This window comes from Bacillus sp. JNUCC-21 (genome assembly GCF_041222765.1).
GTDB lineage: Bacteria > Bacillota > Bacilli > Bacillales > Bacillaceae > Bacillus > Bacillus velezensis.
The window spans coordinates 241,904-266,013 of the sequence record NZ_CP166019.1; the positions used below are offsets into that span (position 1 = coordinate 241,904).

The 24,110-nt window shown below is 48.2% G+C and carries 24 protein-coding genes, 2 pseudogenes and 1 other annotated feature; of the genes and pseudogenes, 17 read left to right on the forward strand and 9 right to left on the reverse strand.

The window, feature by feature from the left end; genetic code table 11:
- Positions 1–36 precede the first annotated feature (36 nt).
- The 4 genes from JNUCC21_RS01355 to JNUCC21_RS01370 form a co-directional block, all read right to left on the reverse strand.
- Positions 37–1,440: an amino acid permease gene (locus tag JNUCC21_RS01355; RefSeq protein ID WP_161620106.1), complete on the reverse strand. Its 1,404-nt coding sequence runs from the start codon at positions 1,438–1,440 to the stop codon at positions 37–39.
- Positions 1,441–1,553: 113 nt separating this feature from the next.
- Entirely contained in the window at positions 1,554–2,501 is a 948-nt protein-coding gene (gene mmuM, locus JNUCC21_RS01360; RefSeq protein ID WP_094031462.1) for a homocysteine S-methyltransferase, read from the reverse strand.
- A 115-nt stretch (positions 2,502–2,616) separates the two neighbouring features.
- Entirely contained in the window at positions 2,617–4,053 is a 1,437-nt protein-coding gene (locus JNUCC21_RS01365) for a sodium:alanine symporter family protein (protein ID WP_025284172.1), read from the reverse strand.
- A 24-nt stretch (positions 4,054–4,077) separates the two neighbouring features.
- Complete coding sequence (locus JNUCC21_RS01370) at positions 4,078–5,061, reverse strand: glutaminase (RefSeq protein WP_007409011.1); 984 nt, start codon at positions 5,059–5,061, stop codon at positions 4,078–4,080.
- A 243-nt stretch (positions 5,062–5,304) separates the two neighbouring features.
- Here JNUCC21_RS01370 and JNUCC21_RS01375 point away from each other — a divergent pair, with 243 nt between their 5' ends.
- The 5 genes and pseudogenes from JNUCC21_RS01375 to JNUCC21_RS01395 all read left to right on the forward strand — a co-directional run.
- Entirely contained in the window at positions 5,305–6,597 is a 1,293-nt protein-coding gene (locus tag JNUCC21_RS01375) for a sensor histidine kinase (protein ID WP_023356687.1), read from the forward strand.
- Position 6,598: 1 nt separating this feature from the next.
- Positions 6,599–7,546, forward strand: a complete 948-nt coding sequence (locus JNUCC21_RS01380) for a DNA-binding domain-containing protein (RefSeq protein ID WP_150940972.1) — start codon at positions 6,599–6,601, stop codon at positions 7,544–7,546.
- Between the two features lie 8 nt (positions 7,547–7,554).
- A pseudogene (locus JNUCC21_RS01385) lies at positions 7,555–7,786 on the forward strand (hypothetical protein); the annotation flags it as partial.
- Positions 7,787–7,834: 48 nt separating this feature from the next.
- Positions 7,835–8,085, forward strand: a binding site (T-box leader).
- 88 nt (positions 8,086–8,173) lie between these two features.
- Positions 8,174–8,338 carry a tryptophan RNA-binding attenuator protein inhibitory protein gene (locus tag JNUCC21_RS01390; RefSeq protein ID WP_007409016.1) on the forward strand — a complete coding sequence of 55 codons (165 nt, stop codon included), beginning with the start codon at positions 8,174–8,176 and terminating at the stop codon, positions 8,336–8,338.
- Positions 8,339–8,453: 115 nt separating this feature from the next.
- Positions 8,454–8,635: pseudogene (locus tag JNUCC21_RS01395) on the forward strand (IS5/IS1182 family transposase); the annotation flags it as partial.
- A 141-nt stretch (positions 8,636–8,776) separates the two neighbouring features.
- Here the strand turns inward: JNUCC21_RS01395 and JNUCC21_RS01400 are convergent.
- Positions 8,777–9,670, reverse strand: a complete 894-nt coding sequence (locus JNUCC21_RS01400; RefSeq protein ID WP_011996263.1) for a cation diffusion facilitator family transporter — start codon at positions 9,668–9,670, stop codon at positions 8,777–8,779.
- A 428-nt stretch (positions 9,671–10,098) separates the two neighbouring features.
- Here JNUCC21_RS01400 and JNUCC21_RS01405 point away from each other — a divergent pair, with 428 nt between their 5' ends.
- The 4 genes from JNUCC21_RS01405 (at position 10,099) to JNUCC21_RS01420 (ending at position 12,720) form a co-directional block, all read left to right on the forward strand.
- Positions 10,099–10,719: a nitroreductase family protein gene (locus JNUCC21_RS01405; protein ID WP_011996264.1), complete on the forward strand. Its 621-nt coding sequence runs from the start codon at positions 10,099–10,101 to the stop codon at positions 10,717–10,719.
- Positions 10,720–10,743: 24 nt separating this feature from the next.
- On the forward strand, positions 10,744–11,682 hold the full coding sequence (locus JNUCC21_RS01410) for a ring-cleaving dioxygenase (protein ID WP_076425773.1): 939 nt from the start codon (positions 10,744–10,746) through the stop codon (positions 11,680–11,682).
- A 130-nt stretch (positions 11,683–11,812) separates the two neighbouring features.
- Positions 11,813–12,202, forward strand: coding sequence for a DoxX family protein (locus JNUCC21_RS01415; RefSeq protein ID WP_007609195.1), 390 nt, complete (start codon positions 11,813–11,815; stop codon positions 12,200–12,202).
- Between the two features lie 179 nt (positions 12,203–12,381).
- On the forward strand, positions 12,382–12,720 hold the full coding sequence (locus tag JNUCC21_RS01420) for a thioredoxin family protein (RefSeq protein WP_007409022.1): 339 nt from the start codon (positions 12,382–12,384) through the stop codon (positions 12,718–12,720).
- Between the two features lie 63 nt (positions 12,721–12,783).
- Here JNUCC21_RS01420 and JNUCC21_RS01425 read toward each other — a convergent pair whose 3' ends face one another.
- Entirely contained in the window at positions 12,784–13,167 is a 384-nt protein-coding gene (locus tag JNUCC21_RS01425) for a DUF2512 family protein (RefSeq protein WP_003156684.1), read from the reverse strand.
- A 153-nt stretch (positions 13,168–13,320) separates the two neighbouring features.
- Between JNUCC21_RS01425 and JNUCC21_RS01430 the strand changes: the two genes are divergently transcribed.
- The 4 genes from JNUCC21_RS01430 (at position 13,321) to tatC (ending at position 16,761) form a co-directional block, all read left to right on the forward strand.
- Complete coding sequence (locus JNUCC21_RS01430; RefSeq protein ID WP_003156683.1) at positions 13,321–13,749, forward strand: cell wall hydrolase; 429 nt, start codon at positions 13,321–13,323, stop codon at positions 13,747–13,749.
- 263 nt (positions 13,750–14,012) lie between these two features.
- Positions 14,013–15,764: an alkaline phosphatase gene (locus JNUCC21_RS01435; protein WP_169510045.1), complete on the forward strand. Its 1,752-nt coding sequence runs from the start codon at positions 14,013–14,015 to the stop codon at positions 15,762–15,764.
- Between the two features lie 12 nt (positions 15,765–15,776).
- Positions 15,777–15,974: a twin-arginine translocase TatA/TatE family subunit gene (locus JNUCC21_RS01440; RefSeq protein WP_003156681.1), complete on the forward strand. Its 198-nt coding sequence runs from the start codon at positions 15,777–15,779 to the stop codon at positions 15,972–15,974.
- Positions 15,975–16,035: 61 nt separating this feature from the next.
- Positions 16,036–16,761: a twin-arginine translocase subunit TatC gene (gene tatC / locus JNUCC21_RS01445; protein ID WP_033575134.1), complete on the forward strand. Its 726-nt coding sequence runs from the start codon at positions 16,036–16,038 to the stop codon at positions 16,759–16,761.
- On the opposite strand, the gene pcp is transcribed toward tatC, so the two are convergent.
- A complete protein-coding gene (pcp, locus tag JNUCC21_RS01450) occupies positions 16,758–17,405 on the reverse strand; it encodes a pyroglutamyl-peptidase I (protein WP_007409027.1) in 648 nt (215 codons plus the stop codon). The genes tatC and pcp overlap by 4 nt on opposite strands.
- 71 nt (positions 17,406–17,476) lie before the next feature.
- Between pcp and JNUCC21_RS01455 the strand changes: the two genes are divergently transcribed.
- Positions 17,477–18,604 (forward strand): aminotransferase class V-fold PLP-dependent enzyme, encoded by a 1,128-nt coding sequence (locus JNUCC21_RS01455; protein ID WP_369878504.1) that lies wholly within the window; start codon positions 17,477–17,479, stop codon positions 18,602–18,604.
- A gap of 35 nt (positions 18,605–18,639) precedes the next feature.
- Here JNUCC21_RS01455 and lmr(B) read toward each other — a convergent pair whose 3' ends face one another.
- Positions 18,640–20,079 (reverse strand): lincomycin efflux MFS transporter Lmr(B), encoded by a 1,440-nt coding sequence (gene lmr(B), locus JNUCC21_RS01460; RefSeq protein WP_032865253.1) that lies wholly within the window; start codon positions 20,077–20,079, stop codon positions 18,640–18,642.
- 36 nt (positions 20,080–20,115) lie between these two features.
- Entirely contained in the window at positions 20,116–20,682 is a 567-nt protein-coding gene (locus tag JNUCC21_RS01465) for a TetR/AcrR family transcriptional regulator (protein ID WP_007409030.1), read from the reverse strand.
- Between the two features lie 177 nt (positions 20,683–20,859).
- On the opposite strand from JNUCC21_RS01465, the gene JNUCC21_RS01470 reads away from it, so the two are divergent.
- The 3 genes from JNUCC21_RS01470 (at position 20,860) to JNUCC21_RS01480 (ending at position 24,023) form a co-directional block, all read left to right on the forward strand.
- Positions 20,860–21,975, forward strand: a complete 1,116-nt coding sequence (locus tag JNUCC21_RS01470) for a type II asparaginase (protein ID WP_052827012.1) — start codon at positions 20,860–20,862, stop codon at positions 21,973–21,975.
- Positions 21,976–22,171: 196 nt separating this feature from the next.
- A complete protein-coding gene (locus JNUCC21_RS01475; protein ID WP_025284183.1) occupies positions 22,172–22,816 on the forward strand; it encodes a triacylglycerol lipase in 645 nt (214 codons plus the stop codon).
- A gap of 136 nt (positions 22,817–22,952) precedes the next feature.
- The gene (locus JNUCC21_RS01480) at positions 22,953–24,023 is read left to right on the forward strand and encodes a helix-turn-helix domain-containing protein (RefSeq protein ID WP_369878505.1); all 1,071 of its coding nucleotides are present in this window, start codon (positions 22,953–22,955) and stop codon (positions 24,021–24,023) included.
- Positions 24,024–24,110: the final 87 nt, after the last annotated feature.

Consider the following 24,110-nt stretch of genomic DNA (forward strand, 5'->3'; position numbering starts at 1 on the left):
AAAAAGAACCCTTGCGCTGCAGGGTTCTTTTTTTGGTTATTGGGATTTTACGGCTTGCACGCGGGCTCTGCTTTTCCGGTTTTTCAAGTAATAAGCGGTGTAGCAAACGGCCATAAATGCAATTCCGCAATAAAGGGCGATGGCCTGGTTCGGATCAAAAGCGATGCCGATACAGGAGGCGAGGCACAGGAGAAAGGCCGCTATCGGTACGGCCGGATATCCCGGCGTCCTGTATTTCAAGTCTGAAAGCTGGTGCCCTTCTGTAAGAAACCGTCTTCGGAACAAAAATTGCGATGCGGCGATGCTCATCCACACAGCCACTACCGCAAATCCTGAGACGGAGACGAGAACAAGATAGACTGTATCCGCTGCAAATACGCTTGACAACAACGACAGAATGCCGCCGATCATACTGAAGATCAGAGCGTTAAAAGGAATGCCTTTAGAGGTCAGCCTGGCAAAGGCGGGATGAAGCTCCCCTTCTTTAGACAGGGACCACAGCATACGTGATGACGCGTACAGCCCTGAATTGGCCGCAGACAGAAGCGCCGTTAAAATGACGAAATTCATCAGATCGGCCGCATAAGGCACGCCGACTCTGTCAAATACCGTGACGAACGGGCTTTCAATCACACCGGCTTCCTTGATGGAGATCATCCCTGACAGCACAAAAATCGTTCCGATAAAGAAAAGCGCCAGCCGCCAGACTGTAGTCTTAATGGCGCGCGGAACGGTTTTTTCCGGATCGGCGCTTTCCCCTGCGGCGATTCCGATCAATTCCGTCCCTGAAAAAGCGAAGTTTACTGAAAGCATCGTCATCAGTATCGGGAAAAAGCCATTTGGAAAAAGGCTGCCGCCATCCGTAAAGTTCGACAGCATAGGTGCGGCCTCACCGCTTTTCATCGGGACGATGCCGAACATCGCCGCTCCGCCCAATAAAATAAACAGTAAGATGGCTAAGACTTTAATGCTTGAGAACCAAAACTCCGATTCAGCAAAAAATTTCACGGAGAAGGCGTTTAATAAAAAGATGAAAAGAGCGAATACCGCACTCCACATCCAAACTGAAGTATGCGGGAACCAACGCTGCATGAAAAGCCCGGCCGCCGTGAATTCAGAGCCCAGCGCCACCGCCCACGTCAGCCAGTACAGCCATGCGACCGTAAAGCCCGTCGCCGGCCCGATATAGGTTTTCGCATAGGTGTGGAATGCGCCCGTCACCGGCATGGCCACTGACAGTTCACCAAGGCAAAGCATGACAAGATAGACGATGCCCGCGCCCAAAAGGTAAGCGAAAATGGTGCCCGCCGGACCCGCCTGATGAATGGTATACCCAGAGCTTAAAAACAGCCCCGTTCCGATCACACCTCCAAGTGATAGCATAAAGAGGTGTCTGCTTTTCATACTTCTCTGAAAATTCGTCTCGTTCTTGTTGTTCATTGTTTTCCAACTTTCTGCGAGGGCCGTCCTAATAAAAAATCTCATGCCGGCGAACGGCACGAGATTCCGGCGAACCGGCTTTTTGAATAGAATATACAAACTATTCCGATTAGTCAAGTTGTTTTTAAGGTCTTGGCCCAATCGGCAATGGCCTGAATGTCCGCGGGTTTCGTCCGGCAGCAGCCGCCGATCAGGCTCACGCCGTTTTCGTACCAGCTTTGCGCGCTTTTTCCGAAATGGTTTTCGCACGCTGCGCCTTTCCAGGTTTTTGTCACTGGGTCATATTGTTCGCCGGAGTTCGGATAGGCGATAATCGGTTTGGACGTTGCCCGTTTGATTTCTTCTATCAGCGGCGGAATATGTTCAATCGGTGTGCAGTTGATGCCGATCGCTGCGATTTGGCTGCAGGAGTCAAGCAGGGCCGCACATTCGGAAATAGGCGTGCCTTCGCTGATATGCCGTCCGTCTTTGGCGCTGAAGCTCATCCATGCATAAGTGCCGGGGAATTCCTCCAGCAGCCTTGTGATCGCTTTTGCTTCTGACAGACACGGAATGGTCTCACAGGCCAAAAGATCGGCGCCGGATTCTATAAGGGCTTTCATCCGGGGGCGGTGAAAGCTGATCAGCTCATCCTCCGTCAGTCCGTAATGCCCGCGATATTCTGAGCCGTCAGCGAGGCTCGCGCCGTAAGGTCCGATAGAAGCGGCGACCAAAGGTTTGGGCCGGTGTAAACGGTTTTCTTCATGCGCCCAAAATTCATCGCGTGCTTGTGCGGCAAGTTCAACAGATGTCTGAATGAGACGTATCGCATCGGTTTCCGGGATGCCGCGCGCTGCAAATCCTTCAATTGTCGATTGATAACTGGCGGTGATCGCGCAATCAGCGCCGGCGGCAAAATATTCTGCATGCACCTGTTTGATCAGTTCTGGCCTCTCCAAAAGAATTTTGGCCGACCACAGATCGTCATGTAAATCACAGCCCATCCGCTCAAGCTCGGTTGCCATCGCGCCGTCTATGATCATAACCGGGTATTCATTTAATATTTGTGTAATGGGATTCATAGGCCCTCCTTTCTGACTTTACTGAAAATATATAAAAAGGGTAATGGATGCTATTCTCTTTGTCAATGAACCGGCAGAAAAAAGGTGTTCAGGACGCTGCCCGAACACCTTTTGTTTAGGAAATGTGTTTGCCTTTCGCACTTTTCGCGATGTCTGAATACTCCCAGCAGTCGATCCCGTCATCATCAGGGAGCACATCTCTGTAAAAGACGGGGTCCTTTCCGGCTTTCTTTTGCCGGGCATAATCGCTCAAAGCGGCAAACGCTTTTTTCGACAGAAGGAAAATCGCGATTAAGTTCACGACCACCATTAAGCCCATGAATAAGTCAGCCATATCCCACACAAGCTGGACTTTGGAAATACAGCCGAACAGTACCATCCCGAGCACGCAGATGCGGTAAATGAACAGCCATTTTTTGTTCTGGCTTAAAAATCCGATATTGGTTTCTCCGTAATAATAGTTGCCCATCAGAGCGCTGAAGCCGAACAAAAGCATTAAGACGGCAAGGAAACCTGACGCCCATGCGCCGACATGATCGCTCAAGGCGGCCTGAGAAAGCGCGATGCCGCTCAGTCCCGGCTGGTGATACGCGTCTGAAAATAAAATGATAAGCGCCGTGCTTGTACAAATGACGAGCGTATCCGTCAGGACGCCGAATGCCTGAATGAGCCCCTGTTTCACCGGGTGGCTCGTTGTAGCTGTCGCCGCCGCGTTCGGAGCGCTTCCCATACCCGCTTCATTTGAGAAAATCCCGCGTCTTACACCTTGCATCAAGGCCGCACCTAAAGCGCCGCCCGCTGCCTGATCAATGCCGAACGCATTTTTTACGATTAGCGACAGAACGCCGGGCAATTGGGTGATGTTCGTCAGAATGACAAAGAAAGCGACACCGATATATAAAACGGCCAAGACGACTACGATGTATTCCGCCATTTTCGCAATTCGTTTGACGCCGCCGAAAATCACGCCGCCGAAAACCACGATTAAAATAATGCCCAATGTAAGCCGGCTGGTGCCGAATGCGTTTTGAAAGGCGACGCTGATCGTATTGGATTGAACGGAATTAAAAACAACCCCGAATGACAGTGTGATTAATACGGCGAACAGCGCGCCCATCCAGCGTTTCTTCAGGCCCTTTTCCATGTAATAGGCCGGGCCCCCGCGGAATCCGTTTTGATCTTTTACTTTATAAATTTGGGCCAGCGTGCTTTCAACAAAGCTTGAAGCCGAACCGATGACTGCGATAATCCACATCCAGAAAATAGCGCCCGGACCGCCGAGTGAGATCGCAATGGCGATTCCGGTAATATTCCCGGTTCCGACACGCGCCGCCATACTGATGCAAAATGCCTGAAACGGGGAAATGCTGTTTTTTGTCCGGGCGGCCGCGCCTTCCTTCAAAACCCGGATCATTTCCTTCAGCATGCGGACTTGCAGACCCTTTGATCTGAACGTAAAAAACAGTCCCAGAGAAAGAAGCAGTACGATTAACAGTTTTGACCATAAAAAATCATTTGCCGAGCCGATTACATTTTCAAGGAATTCCTGCATCCAATCACCTCTTGGTTCGTTTGATTAAAAAATACTGAGCTCCCACTCCTGTGCGATATGTTTCAGCAGCATGCCGCCGGTCAGGCTGTTGCCGTATTCATCAATGGCCGGACCGTAAATGCCGATGCCGCAGCCGTTATGAAAAGGCTGTTCTCTTCTGGCGCTTGGGGGAACCAATGCCATAATGCCGCCGGATACCCCGCTTTTGGCCGGGACGCCGACGAAAGCCGCATATTTGCCTGACGCATTGTACATTCCGCACGTCAGCATCAGGGCTTTGGCGAGTTTCGCGACATCTTTCGGAATGACCTGTTCCCGTCGGATCGGATGGTATCCGTCATGCGCAAGTATCAATCCGATTAAAGCGATGTCCTCGGTTGTACCCTCCATGGCGCACTGCTTTAAATACACTTCAAGCGTTTCTTCCACATCCGCCTCGAGAAAGTTCGTTTCTTTTAAATAGTAGGCGAGCGCTCGGTTCCGATGCGCGGTCTGCCATTCAGAACGGAAGACCTCCTCGTGAATGTGTGGGCGTTTTCCTATTAATTTTTCAAAAACGGAAAAGAGATATTCTAATTTATCATGCGCCGTTTCACCCGGAAGCAGCGAGGCGACGGTAATGGCGCCGGCATTGATCATCGGGTTGAAGGGCTTCCCGGGTTTATGGATTTCAAGCCGGATGATAGAATTAAACGCATCACCCGTCGGTTCCACGTCCACACGATCCAGCACGTAAGAAATGCCTCTGTTCATGCAGGCGGCAATAAAGCTGATGACTTTTGAGATGCTCTGCAATGTGAACGGGACATTCCATTCACCGGCATGAATCATTGAGCCATCCGGCTCTAATATGCAAATGCCCAGCTGAGAGTCGTTGATTTCTCCGAGGGCGGGTATATAATTTGCGCTTTTTCCATTGACGGAAAACGGTCGGTAATGCTCGACCCAATCTTGTAAAAGTGAAGCCAGTTCCTCTTTTTCAAGGCGCTCTCTGACCATATCTTTCATAACATTCCTCCTCTATTGCAAGCCTGTCCGAAGCGGAAACCGGTCTTGGAAAACGTTTTCAAAAATAGCGTGTTCCATGTTAATGTATAATGACATCTACAGAATCATACAAAATACGACAAAATCATTCTTAAAATAAGCCGATAGATTTATAAATCAGCCGGAGCGTCCCGTCATTCGGGTCTAAAGAAATTTGCGGACTGTATCGGTCTTGTTCAAAATAGACAGAAGAAGGAAGTGATTATGATCAGGCTCGACTATTTACTGAAAAAAGACGGCTATCTTTTCGCCCTTATGCTGATCACCGTGCCGCTGGCGGGGGAACTGAAATTTTACCCCCTGAATGAGGTATATCGGATCAGCTTCGGCGCCCCGGCTTTTTTCTTTTTTCTGCTGCTGCTTCGGCATGTGCCGGCAGTATTGTCAGGGCTGTTGACAGGTGCAGCCGTTGTGGCATTCCGGATCGGCCTGGAGTGCTGGGGAGGAGAGCATGCCGGCTTTACGGAGGCTTTTTTCAGCCAATATCCCAGTTTCTTTTTTTACTTTACATATGCCTGCTTGTTTTATGTGCTGAAGGTCAGGCTTTTTTGGGATCGGCCGCTGATGATCGGGTTTCTCGGTTTTCTCATTGAAATTGCGTCCGATGCCGTTGAAATGACGGTTCAGTTTTCCGGCGGCCGGCAGATTATGATGCCGGACAAGCTGGCGGATATTGCGGTTATCGCTGTTTCTCACACATTTATTGTGCTGAGTTTTTTCAACGTGATGAAGCTGCACGAATCTCAGGTCAGGGAAAAACAAACGAGAAAGCAGCATGAGCACATGCTGATGATTGTGTCCAACTTATATGAAGAAACGATTCATTTGAAAAAAACGCTGAAAACGACGGAGCATGTGACGAAAGAATCCTATCAGCTATATCGGGAAATGAGCGGGAACGACCGGGAGCTCGGTAGCCGAATGCTGCGCCTTGCGGGAGAAATTCATGAAGTGAAAAAAGACAATCAGCGAATATTCGCCGGTTTGTCGAAGCTGATTTCCAATGAGAGATTCCGGGATTACATGAATGCCGCCGCTCTGGTCGGCATCGTCATCCGAATCAATGAAAAATACGCCGAATCTTTAGGCAAGGACATTCAATTCCGGAGCGTGATTGAAGGAGAACATCCCGATTATCACGTCTTTACCGTCCTGTCGATCTTAAATAACCTGACCGCCAATGCCGTCGAAGCCATGGGAGACAGGGGTGAGATCCGCCTCGCGCTGCGCAGGGCGGAAGGAGAAAAGGCTGAATTCCAGGCGGAAGATGACGGTCCCGGCATTCCGGAAAAAATCGGAGAGGTCGTTTATGATCCCGGGTTTACGTCCAAATACGATGAATTCGGCACACCTTCAACGGGCATCGGGCTTACTTACGTGAAGGAAATCGTAACTGAACTTGACGGAGACATTTCCTTTCATAACAAGCCAAAAGGCGTCATATTTACGATTAAACTGCCGGTGAAGCATTTGATTGCAGAAAGGATGAACTCATAATATGCGTTTTTTTATAGCTGATGATGACCGGGCGATCCGTTCCATTTTAAAACAGATGATCGAGGACGAGGACTTAGGAGAAGTCGTCGGTGAGGCAGAGGACGGAAGCCAGATTGAAGGGCATTATCTCCATTTTAAACAAGTCGATATTTTATTAATTGATCTGCTGATGCCGGGTCGGGACGGGATTGAGACGATCCGGCATCTTCAGGGATCGTACAACGGAAAAGCGGTGATGATATCGCAGGTGGAGGCAAAGGAAATGGTGGGAGAAGCTTATTCTCTCGGCATCGAATATTTCATTCACAAACCGATCAACAAAATCGAGATCGTCACCGTTTTGCGAAAAGTAAAAGAGCGGATTGAACTGGAAACCTCGATCGGCGACATCCAACACTCGTTAAGCCGTCTTATTCAGCGGAATGAGCCGAAAAAAAGCGGGCCGGGGGGGATGCGCGAGAAATCAATCAAAGAAACAGGAAAATTTCTTTTATCGGAATTAGGCATCGTGGGAGAAAGCGGGGCGCATGACCTCATGGCCGTCCTTCACTATTTATTTGAGGATGAACAGGCGGAAAGAAACATCCCGTCTTTAAAGCAGATGTTTACAAACGTCGCCATCCGGAAGCTGGGGCCTGCGGCGGCACAAGCCGAGGTTAACAGGGAAATCAAAGCCTCGGAACAGCGGATCAGAAGGGCCGTCATTCATTCGTTAAACCATTTCGCTTCATTGGGCACAACTGATTTTTCAAACCCCAAATTTGAATATTACGCCTCGAAATTCTTTGATTTCCCCGCTGTCAGCAAGAGAATGAAAGAAATGCAGGCTAAGGAAACCGTGCCGCTTTCTCGGGTTAAAGTGAATATGAAAAAATTCATTCACGTCTTCTTTTTGGAGGCGAAAGATTTACGCGAAGGATCAAAATTTGTCAGCGGAGGCAGCCGGTAAGCTGGCATTGGAAAAGATGGCAAACGTGGATAAATGACAGCTCGTACTGGCTTGATTTTTTCCGCGCTGATCCATGGCTTGCACCCTCCGCATATTTTTGTAAACGAAAATCAGCATGTGACAGAATGGCAGGCCGCTTACCCTGTGGAAACGGCGAAGTTTGCGCTTCAGACGGGGCAAGAGGAGCATATGCAAATGGCGCGGGACATGCTCGGCCTGACCGATCCGAAAGGTTATTGACTTCCGCCGGATGACAGCGTATGATACATTTTAAAATAAAAGAACGGATGAACAATGCTGAGGAAGAGTAAGTACGCATCAGCGCGCGGGGTTCAGAGAGTCGGTGGCCGCTGTGAACCGATCCCCGTCCGGTGCCGAATGGGCTTCTGAATTGCTGCGCTGAAATGACAGTAGGCGGTGCCGGGATTTTTTCCCCGTTATCAAGAAAGGAGTATTGAAACCGTGTGTTTCTGTACTTTTTGAGAGAATGGCTTATCAGCCGTTAATAAAGGTGGCACCGCGAAAACCTCGTCCTTTGATGGACGGGGTTTTTTTGTATTGTTAAGGAGGTGATGGCCATGGAAAGTGACTGGAGACGGACAGACAATCAAAAAAGGAGGGATATACATGGTGATCGCAACCGACGATCTTGAGCTCACGTGTCCGCATTGTGAAGGAACCGGCGAGGAGAAGGAAGGGACGCCCTGTCCGAAGTGCGGCGCGAAGGGCGTCATATTGACCGCTCAAGGAAACACGCTGCTGCATTTTATCAGAAAGCATATTGATCAGTGAAATCAAACGAAAAAGGCCGTTATCCGGCCTTCAGGCTGTCGAGAAAACCTCGACAGCCTTTATGTTTCCCCTGTCATAAAATAAAAGAAAGACTGAAAAAAATGGTGTCTTCCTCATGTTCCACACAAGAAATTTTTCTCGAAACACAGCCGAATTCGTTCTGTTTGACCAACTCGTCGAAGAGGATCACCTTCTTCGAAAAATTGATAAATACATAGACTTCTCTTTCATCGTTGAAAAGGTCACACCTTACTGCAGCGCTCACTTGATCCGCTGATCTTATTCAAAATGATGTGGAAGATTGCCACATACCCAGCCAAGCAAGGCTAGGCATGTGGGAATGCTTTTTCTGCACCTGAAATCAAATGAATATGTAAAGAAACAGCACAAAACAAAAAAGCTTGTAGAAAAACATCATTTTCTCTACAAGCTGCTTTTTCATTCTTCAAAATAAGGATTCACGTGGATGAGCACTTCTTCAACATCTGAAAAGTGTCTTTGGATTTCATTTCGGATTTCGCGGGCAATATCGTGTCCCTGCTTAATCGTCAAATCATGATCCAAAGATAACCGGACATCAAGCAATTTATAGTGGCCGTGTTCTCTTGCTCGGATTTTATCGAGCCGTTTGACTTGAGGGCAATGCAAAATAACGGCTTTATATTCCTCTATCAGTTCGGGATCAACACTTTTTTCCATGAGAACGTCAACAGACGGCTTGATTAATTCCATTGAAATCTTAAAAATAAGGTACGCCACGATGACACTGGCAATTGCATCGGCGTACAACAGATAGGACCATCCGCGTGTGTTCCCGATAATCGCCAATAGGACGCCGATAAAAGCGGCAAGAGAGGCAACGATATCGCCTTTATGATCGTATGCAATCGCTATAATCGCTTTACTGTTCCATTTTTCCCCTTGTTTGATCGAATAACGATATAAGATCTGCTTAGCCGCGTAGGATATCAGAGCCGCAAACAATGCGCTGTATTGCGGGATGCTTGGACCTTCAACAAAGGACGAAATCGCTTCTATCAGAATATACACGGAAACGAGCACTAATATGATTCCTACAATCGCTTCGCTGATGACCTCAGCTTTGCCATGCCCGAAAGGATGGTCTTGATCGGGCGGCTTATTAGAAATGCCGATGACGGCCAGGACAGCAATTGAAGCCACGACATCCGCTGCAGAATGTATACCGTCGGCAAAAACTGCTTCACTATCGCCTATCAGTCCAAAAAAGATCTTTCCTGCCATTAAGATCAGATTGGCTATCAATGCAATCAAAGCAACTTTTTTGCTTATTTGTTCTCTTTCACTTGTCATTTTTTCCTCCTATAAAACTGCACAAAAAAATAGAGGCGCTTTTGATTCGCTCTCCGTATCCTTTCTTGTGTAATCACTTTGCTTATCGTACCAATTCAGTTTCGAGTGGGTCTATAGCAAGGTTTTTTCCTGTTTACTAATAAATAAGGTGACAGAAAAAAAGTTGGAGCAGGGCTAAACAGTACACAGACAAAATGGGGCTGAATTAAAAAAAGAACTGTTGACATTTGAGTATTTATCTTTTATTATTATCTCGAATTCAAGATTTTTTAATTCAAGATAATTTAATTAGAGTGCAGGATAAGAACCTTCTGATCGTTTGAATCACGAAAAGATCAGTGAAGAGAACGTTTCGTTTTTTGATCATATGTTATTTGGTTTTTTATACTATAATATCTCGAATTCGAGATAAAGGGGGTACGAGGGAAATGGCTGAATTTGTACAGCTAGTGAATGAAAGAAGATCTGCAAGCAACTTTCTTCCAGAACATCCAATCACAAGAGATGAACTCAACGAAATGTTTGAATTAGTTGCGTTGGCTCCATCAGCTTTTAATTTGCAGCACACAAAATATGTGACGGTTCTTGACCCGGATGTAAAAGAAAAGCTGAAGCAGGCCGCAAACGGACAATATAAAGTGTTTAGCTCATCAGCTGTTCTTTTGGTTTTAGGGGATAAGCAGGCATATCAGCAAGCGGCTGACATCTATGAAGGATTGAAGATGCTGGGGGTATTAAATAAACAAGAGTATGATCACATGGTTCAAGACACCGTTTCGTTTTATGAAAACAGGGGAGAACCATTTAAGAGAGATGAGGCGATAAGAAATGCTTCACTTTCTGCGATGATGTTTATGCTGAGTGCTAAGGAAAAAGGCTGGGACACCTGTCCGATGATAGGGTTTGATGCTGAAGCCGTGAAACAGATTTTGAATATAGATGATCAATTTGAGGTCGTCATGATGATTACAATCGGGAAAGAAAAAATAGAAAGCAGAAGGCCGCGCGGCTACCGAAAGCCTGTGAATGAGTTTGTGGAGTATATTTAACTATTTGTAAAGGAGCGAATAAAAATGGCGAAAAAAACGATGGGCATCCATCATATTACGGCGATTGTCGGTCACCCTCAAGAGAATGCTGATTTCTACGCTGGAGTGCTGGGGCTGCGATTGGTCAAGCAAACGGTCAATTTTGATGATCCGGGTACGTATCACCTTTATTTTGGGGATGAAGGCGGGAAGCCGGGAACAATCATCACATTCTTTCCATGGGCGGGCGCCCGCCAAGGCATCATTGGAGACGGACAGGTTGGCGTGACATCTTACGCCGTGCCGAAGGGTGCCATGGCGTTTTGGGAAAAGAGACTTGAAAAGTTCAACATTCCATACACAAAAATCGAGCGTTTTGGAGAACAATATATAGAATTTGATGACCCGCACGGTCTGCACTTAGAAATCGTGGAAAGAGAAGAAGGAGAAGCCAATACGTGGACGTTCGGAGACGTAACCCCGGATGTTGCCATTAAAGGCTTTGGCGGTGCGACCCTGTTATCAGCACAGCCTGAAAAAACAGGGAAACTGCTGGAAAACATCATGGGACTTGAGCGAGTCGGTAAAGAAGGCGACTTCGTTCGTTATCGTTCTGCCGGTGATATAGGAAATGTGATTGATCTTAAATTAACGCCTATCGGCCGCGGGCAAATGGGTGTCGGCACGGTCCATCACATCGCTTGGCGGGCTCAGGATGACGAAGATCAATTAGATTGGCAAAGGTTCATTGCTGCGCACGGATATGGTGTGACTCCTGTTCAGGATAGAAACTATTTTAATGCGGTTTACTTCAGAGAACATGGGGAAATCTTATTTGAGATCGCAACTGATCCGCCTGGCTTTGCCCATGATGAGTCACAAGAAACAATGGGCGGAAAACTGATGCTCCCTGAGCAGTATGAACCGCACCGGGCACAAATTGAACAAGGGCTGCTGCCGTTTGAAGTGAGAGAATTAGATTGATTGATAGATGAACGTGAAGCATGAAGAAAAATAACAAGACATACATTTAACAGATGTTTGCTGGAAGCGACTGTTGGTAAACAGCTGCCTTGCAGACATCATATAATATGAAAAATAAGGAGAGATAAAAATGGAAGATGCAGGACTATTACTTATTCGAATCATGATTGGTGTGGTGTTTCTGTTTTATGGATCACAAAAATTATTCGGCTGGTTTGGCGGATATGGAATTAAAGGAACCGGACAATGGTTCGAGTCAATTGGAGTTAAACCAGGCAATGCCGCGGCCGCTTTATCAGGTCTCGGGGAACTCGCAAGCGGAATTCTATTTATTTTAGGTGTTTTCCTCCCGCTCGGAGCTGCTATTATAACGATTATTATGTTAGGTGCGATCGTAAAAGTCCATGGAGCGAAAGGATTTGCCAACGGTGCCGGCGGTTTTGAATATAACTTGGTGCTGATTGCAGTCTCCATCGGAGTTGCACTCATCGGTTCAGGGGCGTACGCTTTGCATTTTTAATATAAGTATCTAAGAACAGTTACTGAAAAGCGGTAACTGTTCTTTTATTTTTCAAGCACAACGTTCAGGTGCTCTGAATAGCAAAAAAGCGGATATGTTCAATATAAATGTGTATAGTGAATGTACGAGTATTGATGAGCTTGGTCATGAAAGACGAGCCGATTTGGAGGAGGGTTTTGATGAAAGAGATGGCAGAATTACATTCATTAGATTCTATCGAGAATTTTATTAAACAGCATCAATTCAGTTTTATCTACATTTCAAGACCCGCCTGTACAGTATGTCACGCTGTTCTGCCGCAGCTCAGAAAAGTATTGGATCAGTTTCCGAATATCAAATTGGGGCATATCAATGCTGACGAGGTAGAAGAGGTGGCCGGCAGATTTTCAGTCTTCACTGTTCCCGTGCTTCTTTTGTTCATTGATGGGACTGAGTTTCTGAGAGAAGCCCGCTTTGTTCATTTTGAACAGCTCGAAGAAAGGCTGAAAAGGGTTTATCAGTTATATCAAGATGTATAAAGCGTTTATACTTTACAAATAAAAAGCCCCCTTTAAAGGGGCTTTTATCCGGCCTTTTTTACGTTATTCGGACCGGGGTTCTAAAAAACGGGACCCGCCCAAGTCTTTTCTCATCAGATAGATATGGAAAAAATATTCTCCGACGGCGATGATGACGGCGGAAATAAGAGCGGCAAACGCCAGTCTTCCTCCGGAAATGCCCATGGACAGCGGCATTCCCATCAGCCAGACAACAAGAAACGCGATTCCGAAATCAGCGGACGCCGCCGTGATATTATTCCATCTCGGAAGCACGTACAGGTCGCCCGTAAAGTAGGAAACGGCTCCCAGCACAATGGTCATCAGCAGCACGTCGCCGAATGTAAAGCGAAAACCTAAGCCGAGTATCAGATACAGAATAATGATGGTCATAATGCCTTTAATGGCAAGCGCTTTAATGTGTTCCATGCGAATTCCTCCTTATGGAAATCATGTTAGTATGTTTCCTCATCCCGTGAAATATAAACCCTTTTTTCGTGAACATTTGTTTTCTGGCTTTTGGCTGTCATCACTGGGCCGCTGCTGAATATGATGAAAGGAGAAAATACGGGAGGTGTCATGATGGCAGTCGTAAAAGCGTCGAGCGCCGATGTCGATCTAATGGCAAGGCTGCTCAGGGCGGAAGCGGAAGGCGAAGGGAAGCAGGGAATGCTTTTGGTCGGCAATGTGGGAATCAATCGGGTGCGGGCGAATTGTTCTGATTTTAAAGGCCTGCGCACCATCAGGCAGATGGTGTTTCAGCCGCACGCGTTTGAAGCGGTGACTCACGGATACTTTTACCAGAGACCGCGTGAATCCGAGCGGAGGCTTGCCCGCAGGAACATTAACGGAGAACGGTTTTGGCCGGCTAAATTCAGCCTGTGGTATTTTAAGCCTCCGGGCAACTGCCCGCAGACTTGGTATGGCCAGCCGTTTGTCGCCAGATTCAGATCCCACTGCTTCTATCAGCCGACAGGTGAGACGTGCGAAAACGTGTACAATACATTTTAATCCCGGGCGCACCGTTCTGAGAATGAACGGTGTTTTTTTAATTTTTTGTGAAGAAAAATAGGAAAAAAGTGCGCTTGACGGATGACAAGCCAAAAACAAACAGAGGGGGTTTTCTCCCGGCGGGGCAAGGTTTGTCGAAACAATGTGAAAAATGTCTCCCGCCGTCCATTTTTCAGCCTTACAAACCCTTCACACTTCTTCATAGCGGTTTAACATTTCTTTTTTATAATAAGGGCGATCAATGAGACGAAAGGGGAACTGACATGACACATGACGGCCGTTTAGATGAATGGATCAAGGAATTGGAGAACAAAAGCTTTCAGAATAATACGTTTGACCGACGCGCATTTATACAGGGCGCCGGGAAAATCGCCGGTCTTTCCCTCGGGTTAGCGATCGCGCAATCCATCGGCGCGTTTGAAGTGAATGCCGCTCCGAAATTTTCAAACTATCCGTTCACCCTCGGCGTAGCTTCCGGCGACCCGCTGTCTGACAGCGTCATTCTCTGGACGCGTCTTGCCCCTGACCCGCTGAATGGGGGCGGCATGCCGAAGCAGGCCGTGCCGGTAAAATGGGAAATCGCCGCTGATGAACATTTTCGTCACATCGTCAAACGCGGAACGGAAATGGCCAAGCCGAATCTCGGACACTCCGTCCATGTCGAGGCGGACGGGCTCAAGCCCAATAAAGTGTACTATTACCGGTTTAAAAGCGGGCATGAGCTCAGTCCCGTCGGCCGGACGAAAACGCTGCCCGCTCCCGGCGCTGACGTATCCGCCATGACGTTTGCATTTGCCTCATGCCAGCAGTATGAACACGGCTATTATACGGCGTATAAACATATGGCGAAGGAAAAGCTTGATCTCGTGTTCCATCTCGGAGATTACATTTATGAATACGGACCGAACGAATATGTGTCAAAAACGGGAAATGTCAGGACGCACAGTAGCGCTGAAGTGTATACACTTACAGATTACCGCAACCGTCATGCCCAATACCGCTCTGATGCCAATCTGAAAGCCGCCCACGCCGCATTTCCGTGGGTCGTGACGTGGGACGATCATGAGGTGGAAAACAATTATGCCAATGTTATCCCTGAAAAAGGCCAATCCGTTGAAGCGTTTGTGCTCAGGAGGGCCGCAGCTTACCAGGCTTATTATGAACACATGCCGCTCAGGCGAATGTCATTGCCGAACGGTCCTGATATGCGGCTGTACAGGCAATTTTCTTATGGCAATTTAGCCTCGTTCAATGTGCTTGATACAAGACAGTACAGAGATGATCAGGCCAACGGCGACGGGAATAAGCCGCCTTCTGATGAGTGGAGAGATCCGAAGCGTACATTGATGGGGACAGAACAGGAGCAATGGCTCTTCGGAAATTTAGCCGCCTCAAAAGCGAAGTGGAATGTGCTGGCGCAGCAAATCTTTTTCGCGCAATGGAATTTCGGAACAACCGCCAATCCGATATACAGCATGGATTCATGGGACGGCTACCCGGCTCAGCGGGAGCGGGTCATCAATTTTATAAAAAGCAAAAACCTGAACAATGTCATCGTGCTGACGGGTGATGTTCACGCAAGCTGGGCGTCAAACCTTCATACCGATTTTAATCAAACGAATTCAAAGATTTTCGGAGCCGAATTCGTCGGGACTTCCATTACATCTGGAGGAAACGGAGCGGATAAACGGGCCGATACGGATCAGATCTTAAAACAAAACCCGCATATTAAGTTTTTCAACGATTACCGCGGCTATGTCCGCTGTACGGTGACCCCTGCCCAATGGAGAGCGGATTACAGAGTGGTGCCGTACGTGACGGAGCCGGGGGCTGAGGTATCCACGCGGGCTTCATTCATTTATCAGAAAGACCAGACGGGGATTCGGAAGGTCTCTCAAGCTGCGGTTGCAGGCGGTGTAAAGCAGTCAAATGAGGTGGAAGAGGATCGTTTCTTCGCCCATAACAATGCGCATGAAAAGCAAATGAGAAAGAAACGGGCCAAAATCTCACAATAAGGAGGCACACTCATGTTTTCTAATATCGGCATTCCCGGGTTGATCCTGATCTTCGTCATCGCTCTCATCATTTTCGGGCCTTCAAAGCTTCCGGAAATCGGCCGTGCCGCCGGCCGCACGCTGCTTGAATTTAAAAGCGCCGCAAAAACACTGGTCTCAAATGAAGAGCCGGACAAGCAGACGGCTGAGAAAGACAAAACGGCAGGCTGAATCCTGACATGGGGGCAGACGAATCCGCTTCTGCCTCTTTCTTTATAAGGAGGATGTACGATTGGATAAAAAAGAAACCCACTTGATCGGGCATTTAGAGGAAGTCCGGCAGCGTCTCATTAAAACCGTTATCGCCTTTCTCGTGTTTTTTATCGGCGCCTGCTGGTTTGTGCAGGATATTTATGACTGGCTGATCAAGGATTTGGATGGCAGGCTGGCCGTTTTAGGGCCGAGCGAGATTTTATGGGTGTATATGATGATTGCGGGAATATGCGCCCTTACGGCAACGATTCCGGTTGCCGCTTTTCAGCTCTGGCGTTTTACGGCGCCGGCTTTGACCCCGTTTGAACGCCGCGCCGCTTTGCTTTACATTCCGGGGCTTTCGGTTTTGTTTATTATCGGAATTTCCTTCGGGTATTTTGTGCTGTTTCCGATTGTGCTCGGATTTTTAACACAATTATCCGCCGGCCATTTTGACATGGTATTTACGGCGGACAAGTATTTTACCTTTATGCTGAATCTTACATTGCCGTTCGGATTTTTGTTTGAAATGCCTCTGGCCGTCATGTTTCTGACACGGCTCGGAATCGTGAATCCAACCCGGCTGGCAAAGGCGCGGAAGCTTTCGTATTTTGTGCTGATCGTCGTCTCGGTGCTGATTACGCCTCCGGATTTTATGTCTGACTTTCTCGTCATGATTCCGCTGCTCGTCCTCTATGAAATCAGTGTGACGCTGTCCCGCATCGTTTACCGGAAGAAATGGGCCGAGGCGGCGTCTGCAGCTTAGTGAAGTTCGCCTCCGCCGGTCTCAATATCGTCCTCATGCGCCGCGGCGGTCACCGCGGCGATTTTGAGCGCTTTTGTCACGAGATCCAGGCTGAGGCTCGGCGCAGACTTTTGCAAGGTTTGCTCCGGAATGTACGGGATGTGTATAAACCCGCCGCGGATGTGCGGATGATGGCGGCTGATTTCATCCATCAGCCCGTAAAAGAGGTGATTGCATACAAATGTCCCCGCCGTGTAGGATACAGCCGCGGGAATGCCTTCCTTTTTGATTTCCTCAACGATCCGTTTGATCGGAAGGCCGGTCCAATAGGCCGCGGGACCGTCTTGAGAAATGTTTTCCCCGACAGGCTGGTTTCCTTCGTTATCCGGTATGCGCGCCTCATTGAGATTGATCGCGACCCGTTCCGGCGTGATCTGCATTCTGCCGCCTGCCTGTCCGACACAGATGATAATGTCAGGCTGATGCTTTTTGATCGCCTCGCGCAGCACGGCAAGAGACTTATAAAAAACGGTCGGCACTTGTTCAGATACGATAGAGGCGGGGCCCTCAGCGGCACCATTCAGCCGTTTGACCGCTTCCCATGAAGGATTGACCGTTTCCCCGCCGAAGGGGTCAAAGCCTGTCAGCAATACTTTTTTCTCCATATAAAACCCTCCTTTTCTTTTTACCATACTCTATAATGGACATATATTCCTGCCGAAGGGGGAAACACGTCTTGAATTCGCCTCTGGTGCAATACCGATCTTTATTTCCGGCGCTCCGCACACATACGATGCTCGCCAGCTGCTCTCAAAGCGCTCTTGCCCTGCCGGTTTCAAAAGCGGTCAATGACTATCAGGAAAGCCTGCTTCAGCATGGCGGAAACTGGGAAGAAGCCATTGGACGAACGGAGCAGGCAAGGTGTGAATTTGCGAAATTGATCGGCGCCCATCCTGAAGAAATCGCCGTTTTACCTTCAGTAACGGCTGCTGTCTCTGCCGTCGTTTCCGCTTTGCCGGATTGCCGAAAGAAACAGGCGGTGTATACGGAATTGGATTTTCCGGCGATCGCCCACATTTTGAAGGCACAGACTGAGATGGAGCTTTCAGTCGTGCCGTCTGAAGACGGAATGATCCCGTTAGAGCGGTATGAGACGTACATATCGGAACAGACGCTTTTCACCTGTGTGCCCCATGTGTCATATACGTCCGGTTTTGTCCAGGATATGAAGCGCATTGCCGAGATATCCGCAAAGAAGGGATCGCTTCTTTTTGTCGATGCTTATCAATCGGCGGGGCACATCCCGATTGATGTAAAAGAATGGGGAGTTGATATGCTGGCCGCGGGTGCGAGAAAGTATATGCTCGGCATACCGGGAACGGCGTTTCTTTATGTCAGAAAGGAACTTGCCGAACGGCTGAAGCCGAAAGTCACCGGGTGGTTCGGGCAGCAGCGGGCGTCGATGCTGGATTTAACCCGTTTTTCTTATGCGGACGGAGCCAAACGCTTTGAGACCGGAACCCCGGCATTTATCAGCATATATGCGGCACAGGCGGCTTTATCTCTAGTAAACGATGCCGGCACAGACCGCATTCACCGGGAAGTAAAAAAACTCAGCACATTTGCGTATGAATACGCTTCTGAAAAAGGGTTGCACCTCACAGGGCCTCCGTCTGCCGACGACAGACCCGGCATGATTTCCATACGGGATGAAAAAGCGGCGGAAACGGCTGCGCTGTTGAGGCGGAAAAACATCGTATGCGCACCCAGCGGACATATCCTCCGGCTGGCGCCTCATTTCTATAACACGGCCGATGATCTGATGTATGCGATTGATGAACTGGCTAAAGCGCGCGGTATATAAAAAAACAGCAGACTCACGGGGAGTCTGCTGTTTTCTTATGAGTGATTCACTTTGACCCGTTTCATAAAGAAGGCGCTGATCAAGCCGATAACTGCGACAATCATCGCGAAGATAAAGGCGTGCTGGACGCCCGCAATCAGCGCGTGAGAGTATGCGGAAGGATCATTCGGGTTTTTCACGGTGCTCATATAATTCTTCTGCCCGGCTGCCATGATGCTGACCGCCACCGCAGTGCCGATTGCGCCGGCCATCTGCTGGAGCGTATTCATAATGGCCGTTCCGTCAGGATAAAATTCCGGCGGCAGCTGGTTTAAGCCATTCGTTTGCGCCGGCATCATGATCATGGAAATGCCGATCATCAGGCATGTGTGGAGCACGACGATGAGAATGGCCGTAGAAGTGCCGGTAATGTTTGAGAAAAACCAAAGTACGGCTGCCGTGATGACAAACCCGGGAATGACAAGCCACTTCGGTCCGTATTTATCAAACAGGCGCCCCGTCACCGGAGACATAAAGCCGTTTAAAATACCGCCCGGCAGCAGGATGAGCCCGGACGTAAACGCCGTCAGCATCAGTCCGCTTTGTAAATACATAGGCAATAGGAGCATTGTTGATAAGATAACCATCATACAGATAAATACAATCACGACACCTAGAACAAACATCGGATAGCGGAAAGCGCGCAGATTCATCATCGGCTGCTTCATTGTCAGCTGCCTGATGGAAAATAAGATGAGCGCGATCGCACCGACAGTGAGCGAACCGATAACCGTCGGGCTTGACCAGCCGTCTGATCCTTCGCCCGCATTGCTGAATCCGAATACGATGCCGCCGAACCCGATCGTAGACAGAATAATGGAAAGCACGTCAATTTTCGGTTTTGTAATGTCGGACACGTTCTGCATGTAGGCGATGCCGAATAAAAGAGCCAACACAAGAAACGGCAGGGAAATCCAGAAAATCCAATGCCAGTTCAAATGCTCTAACACGAGCCCTGAAAATGTCGGACCGATCGCAGGAGCGAACATGATGACAAGCCCGATCGTCCCCATCGCCGCTCCGCGCTTATGCGGCGGAAAGATGACGAGGATTGTATTAAACATCAGCGGCAGCAGCAGCCCGGTTCCTAAAGCCTGCACGATTCTTGCCGCCAAAAGAAACGGAAAGCTCGGCGCAAGCGCTGCAATCAGCGTGCCGATAATGGAAAAAGCAAGTGAAACGATAAACAGCTGTCTCGTCGTAAACCATTGCAAAAGCAGACCCGATACCGGGACAAGAATACCGAGAACGAGCAGATAGCCCGTCGTCAGCCACTGGACGGTCGCAGGAGTGATATGTAACTCCTTCATCAGGTCAGTCAGGGCGATATTCAGCGCCGTTTCACTGAACATGCCGATAAACCCTGCCGTCAGTAAAGAAATCATGATCGGCATGACTTTATATTGTTTGGAAGGCTGAGCGTTTTCCAAAATCATTCTCCTCTCTTTCTATACGTACATGTCTCTCGTATTTTATGTCTTCAGCAGGTTCGGGATTTGTTTAGAAATATGGAGGATCGGCATTTTGTCTTTTTTGGCTAAGGACACAATGATGCCGCCTTCTATCATGGCATTTAAAACAGTGCTGATTTCCGCCGCTTTCTCATCAGAAAAACCGGCTGATCTCAATTTGCCCGCGAACAGATTCTCCCATTCCTGATAAGCGCTTTGACAGGCCTGCTGGAGCTTTTCGCTCTTTAAAGCAGTCTCGGCAGCCAGTAAACCGACAGGAAACCCTTCAAAGTTCTCCGGACATGTGAATTGGCTTGATAAGTCCTGTAAAAACGCTTGAATGCTTTCCGCAGGATCAGGATGGGCATCAAGGCTTTCTTTTATTTTCATACGGATATAATGGCTCATTTCATTGACAGCCTCAATGGCGAGCTGCTCTTTGCCGTCCGGAAAATGATAGTAAAGAGAACCTTTCGGCGCACCGCTTTCTTTAATAATCTGATTCAGCCCCGTGCCGTAATACCCCTGAAGCTGAAACAGCCTGGTTGCCGCGGCGAGGATTTTTTCACGAGAATCTCCATAGCTCATAATGTTCCCACCTTACTGATTTTTGACAAATTTAAAATATAGTGACTGGTCTATTATCTTGATTTCACATGATGGTGTCAAGGTTTTTTAACGGTTATTTTCTTCGGGAGGTTGCCTGACAAGCGCGTTGACCGGTGCGAGGAAAATCTTCATAAATAAAGAAAAGGAGAGAAAAGAATGAAAAAACAATTTATGCCCTTCATTACATTTATCACGGCTCTGCTCTTCATCGCGGCCGGCTGCTCCCAATCTCCTCAAGCGAAAGAAACACCGCCCCGGATGGCAGCCGCAGCCCCAGCGAAAAAAGACGGACTTCCGAATGTTAAAATTCTTGCCACCGGCGGCACAATTGCAGGCGCTGCTCCTTCAAAGACGTCCGCTACGGAGTACACGGCGGGGGCAATCGGAGTTGATGCCCTGATTCAGGCCGTTCCGGAGATAAAAGAGGTCGCGCATGTGAGCGGAGAACAGGTTGTGAATATCGGCAGCCAGAATATGAATAACGAGACACTGCTGAAACTTGCAAAACGGGTAAACAAGCTGCTCAAGTCTGATGATACAGACGGCATTGTCATTACACATGGAACAGACACACTTGAGGAAACCGCCTACTTTCTCAATCTGACGGTCAAAAGTGACAAGCCCGTTGTTGTCGCCGGGTCAATGAGGCCGTCCACGGCGATCGGAGCAGACGGGCCGTCCAACTTATATAACGCTGTAAAAACAGCGGCTGCGCCTGATGCGAAAGGCAAGGGGACGCTTGTCGTATTAAATGACAGAATCGCTTCGGCGCGCTATGTGACAAAAACCAATACAACCGCGGCCGACACATTCAAATCGGAAGAAATGGGTTATATCGGAACAATTGCTGATGACATCTATTTTAATAACATCATGACCCGAAAGCATACGAAGGATACAGATTTCAAGATAGATAAACTTGATAAACTGCCGCAGGTCGATATTATATACGGCTATCAAAATGACGGAAGCTATCTCTTTGAAGCTGCCGTAAAATCAGGGGCGCAAGGCATTATTTTTGCAGGCCCGGGAAACGGCTCAATGTCTGATGCGGCGCAAAAAGGCGCCGTAAAGTCGGTCAAAAGCGGGCTGGCGGTCGTCCGCTCCACAAGGACGGGAAACGGGGCGGTAACACCTAATCGAGAGTATGAAAAAGACCATTTGACAGCTTCAAACTCTCTCAACCCTCAAAAAGCGCGGATTCTTCTGATGCTTGCGCTGACAAAAACGCATGACCCTAAGCGGATTCAAACCTATTTCAATGAGTACTAGGAGAAGAGAACCGGGTGTTCTCTCCTTTTTTGGTATGCCGTATTAAAGCATAAGAGTGCTTTCGGGAAAGGGGCGTCTTTCTCATTTTTCCGCTCTTTTTTTAATTGTTGAAAACAGTAAAAAATACACTATTTTTTCCTTTTCTTCTCTAATAGAATGAAAACTGCAAAAATATTACATAGCAGGAGGAAAGTTCATGAAACATATAAAAAGCAAAATTCTAGTTGTCCTTACAGTTTGTATGCTGTCCGTCATTTCCGTATTTGCCTTCCAGCCGACCGTATCGAAAGCCTCCTCAGGGCATAACCCTGTTGTCATGGTCCACGGAATCGGCGGGGCGTCCTTTAACTTCGCGGGAATCAAAACATACTTGGCATCCCAAGGCTGGTCAAGAAAAGAGATGTACGCCATCGATTTCTTAGACAAAACCGGAAACAACAGACACAATGCGCCGAGACTGTCCAATTACGTGAAAAAAGTGCTCAGCGAAACAGGTGCGAAAAAAGTCGATATCGTCGCGCACAGCATGGGCGGAGCCAACACGCTCTATTACATTAAAAATCTTGACGGCGGAGACAAAATCGCAAACGTCGTCACACTCGGCGGAGCGAACGGCCTTGTGACCAACCGGGCGCTTCCGGGGACTGATCCGAACCAAAAGATTTTATATACATCGATTTACAGCTCAGCGGACTTAATCGTCCTGAACCCGCTGTCACGGCTGATCGGCGGGAAAAACGTGCAGATTCACGGTGTCGGACACATCGGACTTTTGATGAACAGCCAAGTAAACGGGCTGATTAAAGAAGGTCTGAACGGCGGCGGACAAAATACAAATTAACAGTTTCAAAGCCCCGGAGAATGAGAATATCCCGGGGTCTTTTTTTCTTCCATATTCTTTTTTCGCCGTAAACCAAGCCCTCTGAAGTTATTTTTGTTAAAATAATAAAGTTATATCAGAATTCGGAGGGTTTATTGTGGGAAAAGTGAAAAGAAATGCCCCTTGCCCATGCGGCAGCGGGAAGAAATATAAAAAATGCTGCGGAAGCAAAGAAGCTGCCATTCCGGCAGACATCGCGGCAAAAGAAGCGAAACAGATTCAGGAAAGCCTAATGGAGTACGCCTTTACAGCACATAGAGACGGCATATCATCATTTATTAACCAGTACGGGTTCATTACGGAGCTGGACAGACAGACAAAAGACATCGGAGTCTTCAACCTCGGCATCTGGGGAATTTTCTTCCGTCCGCTGGCAGGCGGCAAGACGATTTTTGAAGAATATCTTCAGAAAAAAGCCGGCGGCATCAACCGCCCGAAAACACGGGAAATCGTTGAATCATGGAAAAGCATGACACCTGCCGTTATGGTGCTTGAAGATGTGAAAGAAGGAATGATTCACTTTGAAGATGTGATGACGAAAAAACAATTCAAAGTGGAAATGGACGTCAGCCAGCAGGATCTTCCGCCGGCGGGAAGCCTGATTCTCGGCTATCCGATCCACGAAGCGGAAAAAGCGGAGTTCTTCATGCAATTTACGATCTTCCCTGTGAAGCGGACCGAAGCTCTAATCAGCAAAGTGAAAAAGGCGGCGGCCCCGGCTCTTGCGGAAGGAAAATCGCCTGAGCGCTTTATGCAGGAAAACTTCGACATTGTGCTGGCCGCTCTTTTAGGAACGGCGGAAGAGCCTGAGCAGGCAGCTGAAGAAAAACAGACAGAATGGGCCAACGACATGGAGAAGGAAACGGCAGACGCCATTGAAAAAGGCCTGAGCGGGGATGAATACCCGGCTGAGCTGGTTCCGGCCGTAATTGATCTGTGGAAAACGTTCTGTATCAAAAAAACACCGACGATCAGAAAGCCTGAAGCTTTCGCGGCGGCGGTCGAATATTACGTAAACAGCATTTCTCTGAACGGCGCGTCCGTTTCTCAAGCCAAGCTGGCGAAGAAGTACGGCGTCAGCGCCTCAACGATTTCCAGCCGCTATAAGGAAATCGAGGGTGCTCTCACGGATGAAGCCGAACGCTTCGCCGCAGCTCTGACATCTTAATACACAGCCAAAAAAACCTTGAAGGGCAAACGCTTTTCAAGGTTTTTTCTGTAGAGAGGCTCTCAGGCAGGATAATTCTTACCGTCT